Source organism: Ewingella sp. C233 (assembly GCF_055407225.1).
This window is the reverse complement of sequence record NZ_JBUZRI010000009.1, coordinates 1-18,026: the sequence shown is the minus strand read 5'-3', so window position 1 is coordinate 18,026 and position 18,026 is coordinate 1. Positions and strand designations below refer to the sequence as shown.

Below are 18,026 nucleotides of genomic sequence, written 5' to 3'. Positions count from 1 at the left end.
GGAGGGCATTATGGGCGTCAGTAACATTTCACTCGACCAGCATAAACAGCGCATGTTCGGGGATTTTCTTCACCTCGATGGCCTGACCGAAATCGCGGTAAACCGTCCCGGAGAGCTGTTTACCAAAATTCGCGGGGTGTGGCAAAAACACCCCGTTCCGCTCACGCTGGCACAGTGTCAGACATTTGCCACTGCGCTTGCCAACTATCAGGGCGACCATATTGATGATACGTCGCCGGTGCTGTCCGCCACGCTCGAATCTGGCGAACGTTGCCAGGTGGTGATGCCTCCGGCTTGTGAGCGAGATACGGTGTCGATCACTATCCGCAAGCCTTCCCTGATACAAATTCCCCACCAGTCCTATATCGACGGCGGCTTTTACGACCGGGTCACGGGTAAGGAGAAAACAGCAAGCCATGATGACGAACTTTTACGTTTATACAATGCCGGAGCTATTCCCGCTTTTATGGAGAAGTGTGTCGAATATGGCAAGACCATCATCATCGTGGGCGGTACGGGGTCGGGGAAAACAACCTACCTGAAAACGATGATCGGGTATATCCCCGTCAACCTGCGACTGGTGACTATCGAGGACAACCCGGAGACGCGCTTTTATGGCCATGAAAATTACGTGCATCTTTTTTACCCCGCCGATGCGGGAGAAAAAGCCATTGTGACCCCGGCCAGTCTGGTACGGGCAAACTACCGCATGAACCCTGACCGTATTTTACTGGCCGAGGTGCGCGGAGGTGAAGCCTGGGACTGTCTGAAAATCATCGGCTCGGGGCATGAAGGGCTGATCACTTCTCTGCACGCCGGTAGCCCGGAAGAGGCCATTAACGGGCTGGCGGAACGCTGTTATCAAAACATGGAATGCCAGAACATCCCCTATTCGGTACTGCTGCGTAAGGTATTGAACAGCATTGATGTCATCGCCAGCATTGACGTGAGCGGCGATATTCGCCGCATGGGTGATATTTACTTTAAGCCGGTGCATCGCGCCGGTGTGATGGAGAATTTCAGGAATGAAACATTTTAAACCCCTGGTTGTACTCAGTGCATTGCTGGTACTCGCGGGCTGTTCATCCCCGCCCGAACCGGCAGCCGTCGAGTGGGATAAGCCTCTTTCGCCGACCAACGGCACATTGCCTTTATGGCAGGAAAACACGGTTGTTACACCGTCGCCGGTCGTGTCCGGGCAGTGGTCGAGAGTGATCACCGATTTTCAAGATGAAGGACAGATTTGGACGCCTGATGTCTGGTATGCCGTTGCTCATTCCCCACACGTTGCCGTCTCTGCGCCGGATGCGCCCGCGTTCTTTGCTGCTAAAGCGTGGTTGAGACAACACGGCGCACAAGGGCTTATCTCTTATCTTCCAAAAACTCACTGCCTGACCTGCAACACCACCGACATTTATTTTTCCCGATAACGGCGGTGACACAGATTTTCAATCTGTTTTTCCGGCGTTGAACAACCAGAGGGCGTTAGCCGTCTTTTGTTTGTCTCAAAATCACCTCAAGGAATAAAACGTTATGAAAAAAACCGCAATCGCGGCGGCACTCCTGTGCCTGACCGCTGGCTTTTCTGCGCCTTCATTTGCTGCTGACCCGTGCGAGGTCGTCCTGTGTATGTTCGGCAAAGTAACCGGTAATAGCGGCGGCAGTGAATGCAGCAGTGCCGAAAAATCCTTTTTCAGCATTAATTCTTTTAAGAAGAAAGGCCGGTTTGACCCATCGAAGACATCAAACATGCGTAAAGCGCTTTTGGGGGAATGCAAAGCCGCAGACCCGGCAGCTATAGCCAAAATCATCAGTCAATTCGGGCGGATCAGGGGGTAATCATGAGACTTTTTATCGCAGAAAAGAAAGGATTGGGTGAAGTGATCGCCCTTGCCCTGGGCAACGGTGTAAACCGTGGCGGTTATATCAAATGTGGCACCGACGTGGTGACGTGGGGATCAGGCCACCTGCTCGAGCTGGTCAAGCCTGAAAGTCATAACCCCGCTTACGAAAAATGGAACGAGGCTGATTTACCGCTGAAACTGCGCCCGCACCGCTACCAGCCGATTGAGCGCACCGCAGGCCAGTTTAAAACGGTGGCGGCGCTGATTGAGAAGGCGAGTGAGATTGTTCACGCTGGCGATCCCGACGCCGAAGGCCAGCTTTTAATTGATGAAATTTTGACGTACACCGGCACGAAAAAACCGGTGAAGCGCGCCCTCATCAATGACCTGAACACGGAGAAAGCGCGACAAGCGCTGACGCAGTTACGCGACAACAGCGAGTTTTACGGATTATCCCAAAGCGCATTAGCGAGAAGCGTTGGCGATCAACTCTTTGGCTTCAATATGACCCGTGGTTACACCCTCGCCGCCCGTAAAAAAGGCGGCAAAGATGTGTTATCGGTTGGTCGGGTACAAACGCCGATACTGGGTCTGATCGTTCACCGTTATGAAGCCTTCAAAAACCATGCGGCAGCGTTTTATTACGCTGTCAGCGCCGGTTTTATGATTAACGGTTTTGATCTGACCCGTTGCGACGGAGGCGAGATACCGGCGAGATTTTCCATACCAGACGATGCCCCTACGGACGATAAAAAACGCATTATCGATAAGCACTACGCTGATAATATTGCAAGTACTACACAGCACCAACCCGCCACGGTGACACAGGCACAGACCGAACCGAAAACATCACCGGCACCGCTACCCTTCTCGCTGTTAGATTTGCAGGTTCACATGAGCCGTGAGCACGGTCTGCCCGCTGAAAAAACGCTGGCCGTTACACAATCGCTGCGCGATAACTTTAAGGCGATCACCTATAACCGCTCAGATTGTCGATACCTGAATAACGAACAGTTTAATGATGCGCCTCAGACTATCGCGGCAGTGAGTGCAGCATTAAGTGACACATTTTCCCCGCAAGTTCTGGCCGACCTCGACAGCAACAGAAAAAGCCGTGCCTTTAATGAAGGTAAAGTCGGAGCGCATACCGCGATTATCCCGACCAGCACCGCGCCCGATACAGCAAAAATGAGCCAGGACGAACGCGCGGTATACACCGCGATTGCCACGCAGTACCTGGCTCAATTCTTACCGGAAAAAACGTATCTGGCGGCCAGCGTCAGTTTTTGCGCAGCGGGCAACACCTTCACGGCCAGTGCCAGGAAAACAACCGGGATGGGCTGGACGGCGCTTTTACAAGAGAGCGACAGCGACGCTGAAAGCGGCGACGGCGAGAGTGAGCCAGGGAAAGATAATGGCGATGGCTTATTTTCCGTATTAACGGCACTAAGCGTGAACGATGCCGGAACCTGTAAAACCGTCACCGTCAAAGCGGAGAAAACCAAACCACTGCCACTTTATACCGAAGCCACGCTGTTACGTGATTTACAGCGCGTGGCAAAATATGTGAAAGACCCGCGTATTAAAGCTTTATTAGTCAGCAGGGACAAAGACACTGAGGGAGAAAATGGCGGGATCGGCACACCGGCAACCCGCGCCGAAATGTTAAAAACCTTACTGAACCGCAACTTTTATACCGTGGAAAAAAAGAAGCTTATCCCCACGGAATTAGGCATCAGCTTTATTCATGCCCTGCCCTCCATCGCTACCGAACCCGATATGACCGCACTCTGGCACGAGCAGCAACAGCAGATCGAAAAGGGGAAAATGACCTGCGATGCGTTTTTAGACGAGCTGGAAATCTTTATTGCGGAGCAGCTTCAACACGTCGATGTCAGCGCAGTCAACGTGACGGCCAGCGATAAAGAAAAAAGTGAAAAGAGTCAGTTTGAGCGATTAAACGCACCCTGTCCGTCCTGCGGTAGCAGCATCATTGTGACCCCTAAAATATTCCGCTGTACTCAGTGCGACTTTAAAATCTGGCCGACAATAGCGGGTAAAAACCTGACCAAGAATCAGGTTGAAACCATCATCAGTAAAGGTAAAAGCGCAGAGATTAAAGGCTTTACCAGCAAAGCGGGTAAGCCGTTCTCTGCGTTCGTGGTGCTAAAAGATAAGGCCACCGGGCAAACTGCGTTTGAGTTTCCCCCACGTAAATAAGCCTTTCACCTATATGGCGGCGTCATGCCGCCACTCCCCATTAACTTAGGTAACTTTCATTATGTCAGACATTAAATATCAGGATGTTTACACCTACCTATCCTCTAGTCGCAACATGAAGCAGTTTATTAAACGTTGTGACTACGGATTATTAATCGACCTGAAAAACAAGCTGGATATACATATCAGTGAGTGGGCAGCGCAGCAGGAAAAAGAACAAGAAGCCATTCAATTACGCAACGAAAAGCGCAGCGAATTGTTAGCACTGATTGTCAGCGAGGGTTTTTCACCAGAGGAATTAATAACCGCAGTGGCGATAAAAACAAAATCCCGCCGCCGGATGAAATATCAGTACAGAGAAGGTGACGTCATCAAAAAATGGTCTGGTGTTGGTCGGGTTCCGCGCTCAATTCAGGAACGGTTAAATTCAGGTGCAACGTTGGATGACTTTTTAATTGCAGAGGAAATCAAAAATGAAAACTAGAATTAAACACCCCATTATCTCCGGTTCAGTTTACATCGCTGAAGCGGTAATTAAGCGATTAGAACGCAGTGCCGGAAGACGGTGCGGATGTCACGAAATGTTGTATGAACAGTTCTTTTCACAGGAAGTCATGGGATTTGCAGCAGAGCTCACCCAAATCGAAAGGAATAAATTTCTAGCTGTAGTGGCTGATATACATTCTGGATTTGACGCGCTCAGTTACTTCCTCATTCCTGACACTATAGCTGAGATAAATGAAACATATAATATTTAGGGGACGCGCCCCTAAATATCACTGAAATGCGTTAATTCTCATCCTATACTTAGAGTCAATCCTCTGGAGGATTTGATTAATTTTTTGAATATCCAAAGGCTGGGCGTTAGTGTTTTTGTATAAATCCTTAGCGATACGGTTAGCATCAGACTTATCTTGAGGGAGAATATTTTTATGTTTACTTCGGCCAATTATCTTGCAAAGATTATCTAAATTATAGAAAGCCATAAGATTTCTTAAATTAAACCGCACATGATTAGTGATGTTATTAGCACATGCCAATAAATAGTTAACATCAACATCTGGAATATCATGATCTAGTAGATATCTTGCATATATTTGCGCCAGCATTCCGGTATTAGTTCTACGCAATATCCCATAATGATTTAAACGTTCGAACCTTAATAGCAAGTATGTAATTGCAATCTGGTGATTATCTACTGCATGACCTCCGGCGTTACCTCCCCCTCCGTTACCGCCTCCTGCACCGGCATTTAAGTTTTCTATAAATGTCGACGAGGTAAAATTAGGAATGGTACCAATAAGAGCGTCGTAATTTCTTGTGCTTTTGACACATGTACTACCAGCAAATCCTACATTTCCATTCTCATCCTGAACGACGAAAGCGACACCGCTTGTTATATGCCGACCGCAACCGAGAGCACAAACGACACTAGCAGCATGAGTGAAATCTTTTCTAATAACAGTCCACGGCATAACAAATCCTTTTTAAGATAAATGCGACGACGACAACATTTTACATGAGGAGCAACAATGATCAAAGCATCGCCGCCCTTGCCTTTTAGCTTCCGGTTCAATTCAGAATGAATTGTTAACCGGAAGTGGTTTGAAGCAGCTAAATTCAATTTTGAAAAAATTGCTAATTTAGCGTAGCCGAAACCACTAACGAGCGTTCACCCCCAGTGAGCCGAGTTAGTTGGGGGGAGCCGAATAAATTTTGCCGCCCCAGCGAGCAAAAAGCTACTCCCCAGAGTAGCGGTTTATTTGGGGGGCATAGCCCCGCAAACCGTCCAAGCTTAGGAGCATTATACGAGGAACGAGAATAATACGACTTTGCGCGTGACCACCCCCGTTACGAGTAGTGATTTCCGATATTTTGAGACGGAGGCGAAAAAATAGAGGTCAAAATCACTTCGTAAGGGGGGTGGTCACGCGTAGCGTGGACGGTTTGCCGCCTTTGACCTTCGGGGGTTTTGGCGTGGCGTCCAGCCGCGACATTACCCCCTTGTCTCATGAAATAAGGGCGTCCAGCCCGCATGTAATGGGACATGCCTTTGTTGAGGGGACTCTAGCCCCCTCAGCATGCCCGCCTGCGGGCACAGTTTTAACGCTCTCAGATCCCCATGCAACTCGGTGAATCCACTCGGTGACAGCTTGTCACCGAGTGGATTCACCGAGATAGCTCACCGAAAGAAACCATTCAAAGGTTAAGACATGCTTAATAAAATCACAGAGAAGCTAATGCCCATAGTCGATAACGCCACGGCGTTCTTCGGCTATATGCAACAGCATCAGCTATTGTTAGCTTTGTTATCAGGACTGACACTACCCTTTATTGTCCCGCTAAAGCGGGATGAACACGAAAAAGCACCAATATGGCAGCGTGTTATTATCTGCTTCTCACTCTTATGCTTTATTTTTGGCACAATATCACCGGCTACCTCTTACGTGCTTCGCTTTCTATACCCGACAAGGCTAGAAGTAAGTACGCCAGTAATTTTGTGGGCGATATTGATTTCATTTACTGTGGTCGGCGTGATATTTCATTACGTTGCACGCCGCGTTCTCTCACCAGAGATTGACAAACTCAAAAGGAAAATGGTTAAGAAAACCAGCCTGGAGCGAAATACGCGCACTGATGTGCGTGAAATAAAAGCGTTACTACCCACAACTGAAAAATATGACCCTGAGCAATTTATTGATTTAAAAAAAGGCGTATTTATCGGCCTTAATGAAAACAGAGACCCGCAATATATTCCGCTCAGTGACTGGCAAAAACAGCATGCGGATGTCATTGGTACGACGGGTGCAGGTAAAGGCGTAGCAACAGGGTTACTTATTTACCAAAGTATTTTAGCCGGTGAAGGTGTTTTTGAAATGGATCCCAAAAATGATGAATGGGCACCTCATTTAATAAGGAAAGCGTGTGAAGATGCAGGGAAACCATTCTACCTAATTGACCTAAATAGGCCGGAATATCAGCTAAATCTTATCGACGGAATTACAGCAGAACATCTAGAGGAGCTTTTTATTGCTGGGTTTAGCCTGGCAGAAAAAGGCGAGGCCGCTGACTTCTATCGTATCGACGACCGCAGAGCTGCACGCGCGACCGCACAATTAATTAATGAAAACCCAACCGCTACGATCCGCGATTTATTCAACAGCGATTTCGTTCAGAGCATCGCCGAAACGATTAAAGGATTCTTCGGTAAAATAGAGGAGCTGGCTTTATTAAACTCCATTAATGCCCCAGATGGGTTGGCATTAAAAAAGATTTTTGACGACGGCGGTTGCTGTTACATCATCGGTTCAATGCGCAACAGTAAAGTGATCGCAACTCAACGCATGATTTTAGTTCGGTTAATGCAGCTTGCTGAGTTACGCGACCGAATCAATACCACGCCACGCCCGATTGCTATTCACCTGGCCGAACTAAAATACCATTTATCACGGCCTGCGCTTGAGGGTTTAGGCGCTGCCCGAGATAAAGGCGTGCATATCATTATGGATCACCAGTCCGTTGCCGACCTGCGCGACTGCCCCGCCGATTTGAACGGCGACGCCGTGGTGGGTGCCGTAGTGGAAAACGCCAAATTTAAACTGGTGTATAAACTGCAAGACCCCGACACCGCGTTATGGGTGGCGAAAATGTCAGGTACGATTTTAGTGGACGATGAAAGTCGCAAAGCAAAAACCAATCGGGTACTGACCGAAATAATAGACGACGAGCGCACAATCCGACAGGCGGAGCGTTTTTATATCGACAGCAACATGCTGTTAAACCTGCCTCCGTTCGTCAGCTATATTTTCACGGCCACAGAGTTACCGCGAGCCTCCCTTATCTCACCATTGAAAGTGAAAAAACAGCCGCTACAGGTTTATGACGTCACGCCGATCACACCCATCTCGATTAAAAAGCCGCTCGATTTTACTGAAGCACCCGCAACCCAGACGGCACCCGTTTTAGTAGCGGCAGAAAAAAACAGAACAGCCGAGTTAGCACCGGTTGAGCCGGTTGTTGAAACTTCTTCTTTTGATTTTGATGAATAAGGGAATGCCATGTTGATAAGTAGCGATAAAGAACGCAAAGGCCGTAACAGTGAAAAAATGGCACAGCTTCTTAATTTTTTGAAAGAAGAAACCTACAGCGATTTTGACACGCTAAAACAACTCTTTAAGTATAAGGCACATCAACCACTTTACCTTCTGCTCGATAAACTGGAAGGAATGGGGCTTATTCAAAAATATGTTTTCGTCTCTCGCCTCGGCAGTCTCACGCTGTGGGGAATAACCCAGGATGGGATCGCCGTCGTACTCAGCCCCGAAGACAAGATTTTCCCCGCCAGATTTGAACCGGCAAAGTTAAAAGGCTGGAGCCTCGATCATCATCTGGATAACCAACTGGTACACCTGACGCTGGCACAAAAAGGCGCGACGGACTGGATTAACGGCGACCGTAACACCTTTTTAAATCAGTTTAAGGTGAAGCATCGGCCTGACGGATTAATCACGCTGCCAAATGGCAAACGGATCGCCATTGAAACGGAACGTAGCTTAAAAACGAAAGCACGCTATCAGCAAATTATCGCCAGTCACCTGAGAGCGCGAACAGAAAACCTTTGGTTTTTCGTTTTCTACATTGTGCCGGATGAGCAAAAGAAACGGGCATTAATGCTGCTGTTCGACACGATAAAGCAGGTTATCGAAAACAGCCAACATGTCACGCTGGAAGCGAAGCACCGTAACGTATTCCGCTTTTATACAATGGATGAACTAAAAGCCCTGGAGTTAACAACCTATGCTTAAAATTACTCTGCCTGCCCTTCTCCTGGTTGTTTTCCCGGCCTTTGCCGCCCCCACCGTCAGCGTCGGTTTTTCTCCGTCACATACCGCACTGCAAAACGTTCTGTCGGTGGTCAATGACGCCTCAACGTCACTTGATGTTGAGGCGTATAGCTTCACCAGTAAGCCCATCGCGACGGCCATTATTGCCGCGAAAAAAAGAGGGGTTAGTGTCCGGGTTGTCGCCGATGAGAAAGCGAACGGTGACCGTTATTCAGCGGTCACTTACCTGGCAAATAATCATGTTGCGGTACGTCTTAACAGTCGTTACGCCATCATGCACAACAAAGTGATGATCGCAGATGGCAGCACAGTACAAACAGGGTCATTTAATTACACGGCCAGCGCAGACAGCCGCAACGCAGAAAACAGCATAGTGTTAAGAGGCGTTCCGCAGATTGCGGCTCAGTATGAGAAAGAATTTAACCGCCTGTGGGCAGAAAGCGAAGTTTTAGCACCGGCCTATTAAATGTCGGCAATTTTAGCCAGCACATCCGCCCTACCCTCGGCATTGTCCACATACCCACAATCGACCTCTACCGGCTTGCCCCGCCGGTAGAGGCGCTCCCGTTCGCGGGGGCGGCTTGTTGGCCTCCCCGCTTCACTGGCTTCTCTCATGTGGATATGTGGGCAATGCTCTCTCCCGTTTCCCTCAGCAGTCCATCAAATACCGATGCGCTTTAGATGCGGCACTGGCCGCTTTAAAAATGTAGCGTTTATCGTCTTTCAGTGATTTCAGCCATGATGCAATATAGCTTTCGTGCTGAACCTCTCCCGCAACGCCTAAATCAGCCATCAGGAACGCGCTTCCAAGTTCGGCGATCAATTCTTCAAAGGCGTACCCTTCAGATCCAAACTTCCCTTTCATTTCACGATTTAAACGGCTTTTCGCCCCACTCCAGTGCGTCAATTCATGCAATCCGGTAGCGTAAAAATTCGCGGCATCGGCAAACAAATGACGCTCAGGCAACCAGATTTCATCCGTTAGCGGTTTAAAAAATGCCTGTTGGCCACGTTCTGTAATGCTCGCGCCTGTACGCTGGAATAGTGCTTCAACCTGCGGCAGCGGATCAAACTCTCCTACAGCCTGTGGTTCAATCTCAGTGCCATTGTCGGCGCCCATATCTAGCCCGTCGATTTGCTCAACATTAAACACGGTGAAAGTTTTCAGCATGGGAATTTTTTCGATCTCACCATCCTCAGATTCTTTTTCCAACGTCTTGTAAAAGATGGCCGTAGTACCGTGCTCACCTTTACGAACCTGTGCGCCCTGCTCCTGAGCCTGTTTGTAGGTCAACCAGCGAGAATCATTAAACCCTAGTTTTGCAGCACTGCACCATAACAGCATGATATTCATCCCGCTGTAGGCTGTCCCGGTGGTGAAGTTTGACGGAATACCTGACACAGCACCGTTACGCTTCCACGGACACATCCACGGCTTAACACCCATTTCTAACGCCTCGATGATGCTGTCAGTCACCACCTGGTAAATATCTGGTTTGGCCTTGCCCTTAGAAAATTTCGTTTTTGAGGAGCCTGACTGCTCCAGCGGGGATACGCTGGTCGCCGGTGCGGGATTAGGGGCGCTTGTTTGGGTATGCAGGTTCATAGTCATGGTTGTTTCTCCGTCAGTGTGAATTTCGTCTTCGTATCGCCTGACGGTTCGGCCTCCCCGGAGTCGTTCTGGCCAGCAAGGGCGCGAAGCGGCTATGCATTACCTTGCTGACCAGGTTGTGACGGGGAACGATTACCGGAAGCTGATATGAAGAAGAAAGGCTCACAGGAGAAAATGACGGCGAGCATACCCGGACTTAGCGCCCCTTATGCCGTAGCGGTGAAATGCCGTTATGTCAGCGATGGAAGCCCGGAGGGGTGAGACAGCTCGCCTGGCTCAATGCGGAAGCACGACGTAGCGCCCGGACGCCTGACGTTATATATTGGTTCATGATGTGAATGTTTTTAATAAAACAGTAATAAGGAAATTTAAATGGCATCGATAAAATTCAATTTTAGTCGATTAAAAAATATATACTCAGATGCATGGTCGAAAAAAGACCCAACAATAGCATTTGAAATTCGACTTGGTGCAGGATGTTTTGTTTTTATGATATTTTTATCAAAAGAAGACAGTGATAAAAACGACAGGCTTTTTATTTATTTCAGAAACATTGAAACGCTCCATCAAATTAAATTATACGGCTATCATTTAGGTGGATCTTTCGACGCTTATATATCAAAAAAGGAGGAGGACTTAATCAGGCAGGAACTACAGTTACAAGGCGGAGGAAACCCCTTTAATTTCAATGCGTTTCTGAACGAACTGAATGATAGCATACCTCAATTCCTACCGCCAACAGTGAAAGGAGAAACACTAAGAAACACATGGAATTACATTAGAGATGATATGAAGAACATCATCGACGATGCAGACAAAACAATTCTTATTGGACTCAAAAGACTTCCAGAAGAAAGCAAACCAAGAGATAAGACTTTAAGAAAGTTATATTTATATATTAACGGACACGATAATGATATATCAGATTTCATTGAAGCCATAAAAGAAAGAAACATTACACTTGCCTGGACAAACGACCCCACAAGAACAGCAAAAAGTTTCTCGCAGCTACTTGCTGATTTTTCACGCATGCAATAGAAGTTACAGGGTTACGTTTAGATTCAGTAAAATAGACTTCTCCACCGTTTCTGTGGGTAAGTCTATCTCTTGTGTACTGGTCAACTACAGCACCTAATGAAACTTCAGTATTTTGATTTAATATCAATAAGTTATGATTTTTTTGCTTTATAGGTTTTATTAATTTAGATTCTAAAGTGCTCGTATATGCTTGTAGCAATTAAAGATCCAATTACACCTAGAAATATTACTGTGAAAGATGAGATGGCTAATGATATTATTGGGTGCACCTTAACGAAATCCAACCATATGTAATACAATGGTTTTTTAATTCTTTTCAATTCAGACTTAATATTTTCAATCACATTATTCGGAACCATTCCGTTAGCTAACTTATGTTCACACTCTCTACATATAATAGGTTTACTGCATGATTCAATAAGATCTGATTTTATTCCATTCATATCAAATAAACATCCTTTGGTTTCATCATGAGTAAATCCAGGCATTTCCCCATAGTCGGGAATGCGACGATCAGACCTCATATAAACTAAGGAGTATGCATATAATATTCTGTAAACTACATTTTCAAGAGGAATATTGTCATAAAGTAAGTAATCTTTTATCTCATGAAATGTGAATATAATTTTATTATTCCCTAGCCTACGTGAATACCAGTTATCTTCTAAAGGAACGTTCGTTAACACTACTAAAAAGTTAGCATCATCTACATCTGGAATTTGCCGATTTATCAGATCATCAGAATATGCCCACGCGTCATCAATATCTGAATCACAATTTAAATTGTGATAATCAACGCTGGATATTTCGAATAAGTTTGATTTCCAATTCTGTACTTTTTTTATATCAAACCTTGCGGGGATATATCCTAACGTGACTATTTTTATTTTAATCTTTGCCATCTTTCCATCCTGCTTTTTGATTAAATCATGACTGCAAAGCGGTTCAGGGTATCTGAGATACTCATAACTTCACTATTACATACAATAATATATCTACGTATCATAACATTAACAGCTTTACGCTCTCAAAAAATCCTACTAACTTACCAAAATGTCCGATCTACAAACCGCCCCAAGAAAGAGGATTTCCCCAAACTCACGAATTCATTCAGTGCTTTTTGGTTCTGTATAAGTATACCTTCCTCGTACTGCTGCAAGCTGGTACTGTTGAAACACCCATTACGCACCTAAACAGAACCGGTTCTCAAAAATGACCCAAACAGTACCGACCTGCTTTGTTCGCGCCTATCTTCGTGCCTCCACATCCGAACAGGATGCATCACGAGCACGTAGCTCTATCGACACTTTCGCCACTGAGCGGGGGCTGTCCATCTGTAACTATTATATTGAAAATGAGTCAGGTTCACGCCTGGAACGTCCTGAGCTTTTCCGGCTGCTGAAAGACTGTCGGCAGCGCGACATCTTACTCATTGAAGATGTTGACCGCCTTTCACGTCTCGCCGGGAATGACTGGATCACGCTCAAGAAAATGATTGCCAGGAAAGATATAAGAGTCGTGGCCGTTAATGTTCCCACTACCTGGCTACATTTATCTCCGGGGCTGACCGATTTTGATAACCGGATGTTTTCGGCCATCAATGACATGCTGCTCGATATGCTGGCCGCAGTGGCCAGACGCGACTATGAGCAGCGGCGGGAACGCCAGAAACAGGGGATCGCCAAAGCAAAAGCTGAGGGCAAATACCAGGGCAGAAAGGTTAACCAACATCGCTATGATGCCATTAACCGGCTGCTGGCCAGCGGCAGCTCCTGGAGCCAGGTTCAGAAGACCATCAATTGCAGTCGTGGCACCATTAGCCGGGCGATTAAACAGTGTCCCCCAGTTACAGCCCTCCCCTCTCTTTCCGGGCAGTCTGAGAGTGCTACCGCATTTTCCGTGACAGCCACACTGTGGGTGCCGGTGCAGAACGGCAGCAAATTTACCCGTGGGAAGAAAAAGGTCAGAGAAGATATTGCCTGGCTGGTTGAGTGCGACTATGACGGAAAGGTGTTGGACAACAATGAGTACAGCCTGATTTTTACGTATAGCGATGAGGCCGATTTGAAAGAGCAGATTGACGAACTTTTTGACGAGATTTACCGCACTGCTGAGATACGTAATTGCGTGGTCGATGACATGACGCTAACAAATGATGCGACTAATCAAGGCTGGAAGGAATATGATGGAGGTTGGCAATAAGTCACTAGTAGCAGTTAGAACCAACATCCCTCGCAAGTTCCAACCCTTAAAGATACGCATATACTCATTTACACATAAAGGCGCATTTACTCATTTGAGTTTATGAGTATATCTAACTCCAATGAGTAAACACACAGATAAAGTTTAGACATGAAAATTATCGCATTCCTCAACCCTTGGTTTGACGTCCAGCGATGTAAAAACAACGCTAGCAGTCAAACCTCAGTGCCGGAGAAGGGTATAACCCAACCGCCTAGCTGCGGTTGGGTTTGAATTGAGGTTTCGGATTACAGCAAAGCCATTTGATTGTTTTTTAAACGTGCCAGCTTGCCGCCTAGACTGATTTTTTCTTCTGCCTTTTCTAAGTCTGTCGCTGTCATCATTTTTATAAGGGTATCAATGTCGTCAGGCGTTTTAACCTTCACAAAGTCCCGCATTTTGTTGACGAACACCACCGAATACTTATTTCGCAGAAGCAGTTCTACAACGTTGTTAAGCGTACCCGGACTTTTGCAGTCCCACACCATCAGACCACAATCAGCCTTTTCGGCCATCTGAAGATCTTTAGCTGTGTAAAACTCACGAGTTCCGCGCCGGAATTCTGTTTTGACGACATTCACCGGCCACGCACCTAAGTTGTTTCGTGGCTTTGTTGAACTGCTGAAAACCGTAGTGGTATCACATTGTAAATTCAGCAGCGCTTGCTGTACTGATGAGTCTACGCCGTTAGCATCGCCAACAACCACACGGTATTTTTTATTAACAATCTTCTTCAACCGTTCGATAATGAGCGGATCAAGTTCTTTGATGGTTATAGAGCCAGCAACGAAAATCGTCGTCATGGTTATCTCCAAGTAAGCGCTGCAACATAGATGTTATTAATTTTATTATAGCCGCGTAACGCCGCACAAGCAGCCTCCATTGATGCGCCAGTGTGGTAGAGGTCATCTATCACTAAGACGTTCCATCTGCCTTCATTAGAGATAACAGGACTTACGGAAAAGCTGCCGCCAATGGCATCAACTTTTTCCTGCTTGGTATTCAGATTCTTGAGTGAAACACCGCCAGGTGCTTTCAACAGAAGATCGTCAAAACAGGGGACACCGGCTAATTGTGCCAACGCCTGAGCAACTTCTGTAACAGGTTGCCGTGCCCGGACGTTAGAAGCGGCCATAGGGAGAATGAACCCGACTTTTTGAAACAGTGGGTAGGCTTTAGCATAAAGGCATTTGGCCAGCGGCTGAACCTTAGTCCAGTCAGATTTATATTTAAGCTGATAAACAGCTTCACCTACCTCGGTACGAGTAGTGTCATAAATGTTGTGACCCCACTCGTTTTGTCCTGTCACCACGCTGAACTTGCTGTGCTTGTCCAGTACAACACCACGATCCCAGTTACCCGTAATGTCTTTGATATTCACTTCCATCGGCGTTTCCCTCATTCGCTACAAGATATGAATAAAGATACGCTCGTTAAAAATTAAAGCACACTGGGACGTGAATTTGTCTATATGGGCTTCAAACCCCTTCTAACACTCATATACTCATTTACACAAAAACCGTATTTACTCATTTGTGTTTTTGTGTATAATTAAACTCAAATGAGTAAACACACAAATGAGGTTTAGACATGAAAATTATCGCGTTCCTCAACCCTAAAGGTGGCTCCGGTAAAACGACGGCAACAATCAACGTCAGTAGCTGCCTTGCCAGTTCGGGTAAGAAAATTGCAGTTGTAGATACAGACCCACAAATGAGCCTGACTAACTGGAACAAAGCAGAGAAAGCAGCATTCGATGTTTACACCGCAGCATCAGAGAAAGACGTTTACCAGGTAAGAAAAGATCTGGCTGAATATGACTTTGTGATTATTGATGGAGCCGGTTCTCTGTCAGTTATTACTTCCGCTGCGGTGATGGTCAGCGACCTGATTATCATCCCGGTAACACCCAGCCCTCTGGATTTTTCCGCTGCCGGTTCTGTAGTCACTGTGCTGGAAGCCCAGGCTTATAATCGTCCGGTTGAAGCTCGATTCCTCATCACACGGAAAATCGAACAAGCCACCATGCTTAACGTTCTGAAAGATAGCATTGCTCAGACGGGTATTAAGCCGTTTAAAACTGCCATCACACAACGCCAAAGTTACGTTAAATCCGTCATGGAGGGTGAGAGTGTTTTCGATACCAACGATGGAGCAGCAAAGGGCGAGATAGCCATTCTGACGCGAGAAATACTTGATTCATTTGAGTAAAAACTCATATACTCATTTCAGCATATTAAGAGGTTATGTATGGCACTAACTAAGCAACATACATCAAAAACAATGAGTTTCGGTGAGCATCGGGATCTTGAAAAAGTCGTCAATAGCACACCCACGGGAAAGCAAAAGAGAGTCAACGTTAACTTTGATGAAGAAATACATATCCGCTTCAAAGCTGCGTGTGCAAAACAAGGTACATCTATTACTGATGTGATAAAGGATTTGGTCGATAATTGGCTGAAAGAAAATGACAGCTAAAAACACAAATGAGTAAAAACACATTAACTCAAAAACACACCTATCCTTACCGAGAACACTGATCTGGTGCATAAATTTTTTATGTGCCAGATCGGTGTTGGCCAAGCAAAGCGCGGCAGCGTGTTTAGACTTACAGTAAATGGCGTTTATGGTTCATCTGTTGGTGCAAAATACGCGCAATCAGAATATCCGTATCACGAACCGTATAAAAAATGGCATGTCGCTGAAATTCAATGCGCATTACACCAGGAACGGCATGGTAGTCACGTCCCATATCTGGCATTCCGGCCAGTGTCTCGAAAAATGCCTCAAGTGCGTCGGTATAATGGTCTGCCTGAGCTTCACCAAATTTCAAGAGCGTATAATCATAAATCCCGGCGAAGTCTTCTGCCGCCCGTTCGGTGAGTTTATACACGATGTCTCAGTTTTCTTTCTGCTGCAATATCCCGCAGTGATAGCGAGCTTTCACCGCTTTCCAGCCCGGTAATAACAGCCTGGCGAATAACTTCATCGTTTGTTTCCTGTTGCTCCAGCAATCGCAGCGCAGAGCGCATAACTTCACTTGCAGAGCCGTAACGGCCACTGTCTATTAATCGACTGATAAACGAATCGAGTTGTTCGCCAATCGTAACGCTTGTTGTTCTGGCCATAACGCCCCCTGTGTTAACTATCAACACAATGATAGGAATACTTGCTCCTGGTGTCAACGAATACACCCAAACGGATTTCGCCCCCTTCCTGCCAGACTGTTTTTTTAGCTTACTTTTAGCGATGAAGTAGGTAAGGGCGAAAAGCGCCTTTTCGCTGCATTGCGTCTCGTTGACTCCATGCCTCCGGCTAAGGCCGGAGGTGCTACTTAAAGTCTTTTGGGAGCATAGCGACCATGTCGAACCGGCGCGGCCGTCTGGCCGCTGCAAGGGCGGTCATTATCGGTTTTCCCCGTTATCCACAGATCTTATCCAGCGAATAAGTAGATCTTTAATGAAGTTAAGTAGGTCGAAGACCTGATTATTTTGCAGCTAACTATTGGTTGATTGCAGATAATCCTATTTACCTATTTGCAGATAAGTGTGCATAAAAGATATAACGCCGGTGTTGATTGGGGTTTTGACCAAATATCGGTGAGGTTATCGTGATGATGGTGGCTAAAAAACGATCTGTTTTAGCAGATGGACAACGAACATCCTCCGCAGGGAAACGGATTAGTAAAAAGAGGGCGGGTTAGTGAGGCGGGGCTGCGCCTGGCTGCTCCATATTTACCAGTTCAAGCTGGTAAAGCTGAGTCCAGACCATTTTTTCAAACTGCTGAGGGGTTAGATGGTGTATATCACCCTTCATATCACGGAAAATACGCTCGGCCACCTGACGCTTTCGCTCATCGAACGGTAATTCGGCCAGCTTACGCCGTTGTTTGCCCTCAATAGCGCGTGTACGGCGGCTAAGTATCGTCTGATGGCGACAACGTTCATACCAGCGCTTACGGGCTTCTTTTACTGTCATAGCCTCGCCGGGTTGTAGAATGCCGTCCTCAATAGCGCGTAGGCGTTCTTCTTGCTCTGCTCGTAGCTTGTCCATATCCACACCGGTAAGACGCCAGCCTTCTTCTGTAATGATTATATGCTTAGGAAAACGGCACCCGTTCACATAATCGGGGTTCAAGGTCCAATGATGTAAAAAACCACGCTAAGAGGTTAATTCATTGTTTGTATTGAAATTTAATGGTCTTAACTCGCCCTTCAGAATATCTTC

20 protein-coding genes and 1 pseudogene are annotated in these 18,026 nt (G+C 46.5%); 13 read left to right on the top strand and 8 right to left on the bottom strand.

Translation table 11 applies throughout. From position 1 onward, the window contains the following. Positions 1–10 precede the first annotated feature (10 nt). The 6 genes from virB11 (at position 11) to ACZRKO_RS22065 (ending at position 4,822) form a co-directional block, all read left to right on the top strand. Positions 11–1,039, top strand: a complete 1,029-nt coding sequence (virB11, locus tag ACZRKO_RS22090) for a P-type DNA transfer ATPase VirB11 (RefSeq protein ID WP_040118348.1) — start codon at positions 11–13, stop codon at positions 1,037–1,039. Beyond that, complete coding sequence (locus ACZRKO_RS22085; RefSeq protein ID WP_145483679.1) at positions 1,026–1,430, top strand: cag pathogenicity island Cag12 family protein; 405 nt, start codon at positions 1,026–1,028, stop codon at positions 1,428–1,430. The genes virB11 and ACZRKO_RS22085 overlap by 14 nt, the downstream gene beginning before the upstream one ends. Positions 1,431–1,533: 103 nt before the next feature. Continuing rightward, positions 1,534–1,839, top strand: coding sequence for a conjugal transfer protein (locus ACZRKO_RS22080; protein WP_145483676.1), 306 nt, complete (start codon positions 1,534–1,536; stop codon positions 1,837–1,839). Between the two features lie 2 nt (positions 1,840–1,841). After that, entirely contained in the window at positions 1,842–4,064 is a 2,223-nt protein-coding gene (locus ACZRKO_RS22075; RefSeq protein ID WP_145483674.1) for a type IA DNA topoisomerase, read from the top strand. 61 nt (positions 4,065–4,125) lie between these two features. Beyond that, positions 4,126–4,548 (top strand): H-NS histone family protein, encoded by a 423-nt coding sequence (locus tag ACZRKO_RS22070; RefSeq protein WP_145483671.1) that lies wholly within the window; start codon positions 4,126–4,128, stop codon positions 4,546–4,548. Beyond that, on the top strand, positions 4,538–4,822 hold the full coding sequence (locus tag ACZRKO_RS22065) for a hypothetical protein (protein ID WP_145483669.1): 285 nt from the start codon (positions 4,538–4,540) through the stop codon (positions 4,820–4,822). The genes ACZRKO_RS22070 and ACZRKO_RS22065 overlap by 11 nt, the downstream gene beginning before the upstream one ends. 18 nt (positions 4,823–4,840) lie before the next feature. On the opposite strand, the gene ACZRKO_RS22060 is transcribed toward ACZRKO_RS22065, so the two are convergent. Then, on the bottom strand, positions 4,841–5,539 hold the full coding sequence (locus tag ACZRKO_RS22060) for a hypothetical protein (RefSeq protein ID WP_145483667.1): 699 nt from the start codon (positions 5,537–5,539) through the stop codon (positions 4,841–4,843). A gap of 738 nt (positions 5,540–6,277) precedes the next feature. Between ACZRKO_RS22060 and ACZRKO_RS22055 the strand changes: the two genes are divergently transcribed. Genes ACZRKO_RS22055 through ACZRKO_RS22045 form a run of 3 tightly spaced genes read left to right on the top strand, consistent with a single transcriptional unit; the run spans position 6,278 to position 9,374 of the window. Then, positions 6,278–8,113, top strand: a complete 1,836-nt coding sequence (locus ACZRKO_RS22055; protein WP_263698059.1) for a type IV secretory system conjugative DNA transfer family protein — start codon at positions 6,278–6,280, stop codon at positions 8,111–8,113. 9 nt (positions 8,114–8,122) lie between these two features. Further along, the gene (gene mobC / locus ACZRKO_RS22050; RefSeq protein WP_032490888.1) at positions 8,123–8,869 is read left to right on the top strand and encodes a MobC family replication-relaxation protein; all 747 of its coding nucleotides are present in this window, start codon (positions 8,123–8,125) and stop codon (positions 8,867–8,869) included. Then, the gene (locus tag ACZRKO_RS22045) at positions 8,862–9,374 is read left to right on the top strand and encodes a phospholipase D family nuclease (protein ID WP_032490889.1); all 513 of its coding nucleotides are present in this window, start codon (positions 8,862–8,864) and stop codon (positions 9,372–9,374) included. The genes mobC and ACZRKO_RS22045 overlap by 8 nt, the downstream gene beginning before the upstream one ends. 183 nt (positions 9,375–9,557) lie before the next feature. Here ACZRKO_RS22045 and ACZRKO_RS22040 read toward each other — a convergent pair whose 3' ends face one another. After that, a complete protein-coding gene (locus ACZRKO_RS22040; protein WP_032490890.1) occupies positions 9,558–10,520 on the bottom strand; it encodes an ArdC family protein in 963 nt (320 codons plus the stop codon). Between the two features lie 372 nt (positions 10,521–10,892). Between ACZRKO_RS22040 and ACZRKO_RS22035 the strand changes: the two genes are divergently transcribed. Next, positions 10,893–11,558, top strand: a complete 666-nt coding sequence (locus ACZRKO_RS22035) for a hypothetical protein (protein WP_182321284.1) — start codon at positions 10,893–10,895, stop codon at positions 11,556–11,558. A 164-nt stretch (positions 11,559–11,722) separates the two neighbouring features. On the opposite strand, the gene ACZRKO_RS22030 is transcribed toward ACZRKO_RS22035, so the two are convergent. Further along, the gene (locus tag ACZRKO_RS22030; RefSeq protein ID WP_182321282.1) at positions 11,723–12,460 is read right to left on the bottom strand and encodes a hypothetical protein; all 738 of its coding nucleotides are present in this window, start codon (positions 12,458–12,460) and stop codon (positions 11,723–11,725) included. A gap of 310 nt (positions 12,461–12,770) precedes the next feature. On the opposite strand from ACZRKO_RS22030, the pseudogene ACZRKO_RS22025 reads away from it, so the two are divergent. Then, positions 12,771–13,394 (top strand): annotated as a pseudogene (locus ACZRKO_RS22025) (recombinase family protein); the annotation flags it as partial. 653 nt (positions 13,395–14,047) lie between these two features. Here ACZRKO_RS22025 and ACZRKO_RS22020 read toward each other — a convergent pair. Together ACZRKO_RS22020 and ACZRKO_RS22015 are read right to left on the bottom strand one after the other, a co-directional pair. Further along, the gene (locus ACZRKO_RS22020; protein WP_050074634.1) at positions 14,048–14,602 is read right to left on the bottom strand and encodes a hypothetical protein; all 555 of its coding nucleotides are present in this window, start codon (positions 14,600–14,602) and stop codon (positions 14,048–14,050) included. 2 nt (positions 14,603–14,604) lie between these two features. Then, positions 14,605–15,186 carry a ComF family protein gene (locus ACZRKO_RS22015; protein WP_050074633.1) on the bottom strand — a complete coding sequence of 194 codons (582 nt, stop codon included), beginning with the start codon at positions 15,184–15,186 and terminating at the stop codon, positions 14,605–14,607. A gap of 203 nt (positions 15,187–15,389) precedes the next feature. On the opposite strand from ACZRKO_RS22015, the gene parA reads away from it, so the two are divergent. After that, entirely contained in the window at positions 15,390–16,010 is a 621-nt protein-coding gene (gene parA / locus ACZRKO_RS22010) for a ParA family partition ATPase (protein WP_032490866.1), read from the top strand. A gap of 39 nt (positions 16,011–16,049) precedes the next feature. Then, positions 16,050–16,277: a plasmid partition protein ParG gene (locus ACZRKO_RS22005; protein WP_008815937.1), complete on the top strand. Its 228-nt coding sequence runs from the start codon at positions 16,050–16,052 to the stop codon at positions 16,275–16,277. Positions 16,278–16,407: 130 nt separating this feature from the next. Here the strand turns inward: ACZRKO_RS22005 and ACZRKO_RS22000 are convergent, their stop codons facing one another. The 3 genes from ACZRKO_RS22000 to repA all read right to left on the bottom strand — a co-directional run bounded on the left by ACZRKO_RS22000 (position 16,408) and on the right by repA (position 17,921). Then, positions 16,408–16,692 (bottom strand): type II toxin-antitoxin system RelE/ParE family toxin, encoded by a 285-nt coding sequence (locus tag ACZRKO_RS22000; RefSeq protein ID WP_032490867.1) that lies wholly within the window; start codon positions 16,690–16,692, stop codon positions 16,408–16,410. Further along, positions 16,685–16,927 carry a type II toxin-antitoxin system ParD family antitoxin gene (locus ACZRKO_RS21995; RefSeq protein WP_050074632.1) on the bottom strand — a complete coding sequence of 81 codons (243 nt, stop codon included), beginning with the start codon at positions 16,925–16,927 and terminating at the stop codon, positions 16,685–16,687. The genes ACZRKO_RS22000 and ACZRKO_RS21995 overlap by 8 nt, the downstream gene beginning before the upstream one ends. A gap of 571 nt (positions 16,928–17,498) precedes the next feature. After that, a complete protein-coding gene (gene repA, locus ACZRKO_RS21990; protein ID WP_263698058.1) occupies positions 17,499–17,921 on the bottom strand; it encodes a plasmid replication initiator RepA in 423 nt (140 codons plus the stop codon). Positions 17,922–18,026 lie beyond the last annotated feature (105 nt).